At 46.0% G+C, this 315-nt stretch carries 1 protein-coding gene; it reads left to right on the forward strand.

What is annotated here, in order from left to right; genetic code table 11:
• Nucleotides 1–31 precede the first annotated feature (31 nt).
• Nucleotides 32–315: GH39 family glycosyl hydrolase (locus UU7_RS17890; protein ID WP_425480527.1), on the forward strand; the 284-nt coding region annotated here is incomplete at its 3' end.

The following is a 315-nucleotide window of genomic DNA, read 5'->3' on the forward strand; positions in this document are numbered from 1 at the left end:
GCCCCGCATAGAGGAACAGGGTTCCGTTGGTATGATTGCAACAACGCAGGAGAATGAGCTGCGTATTCTTGCATATAACCATAATGTGTTGGGCGAAGAGATCGAAACCGAGCATGTGCATTTGACAATACAAAACCGTGAAGTTTCTGGCGCCGAAATTATTTATGTAGATGAAACGCACGGAAACGCATATGCAGAGTGGAAGCGTATGGGATCACCGGAATATCCAAATTCCGACCAGATGGAAGCTTTGAAGCAGGCATCAGAAATCAAACCAATGCCGTTGAAAGTGGACAAAACAACAGACGGTGCTGT

Origin of the sequence: Rhodanobacter spathiphylli B39, assembly GCF_000264295.1 — a bacterium.
Lineage (GTDB): Bacteria > Pseudomonadota > Gammaproteobacteria > Xanthomonadales > Rhodanobacteraceae > Rhodanobacter > Rhodanobacter spathiphylli.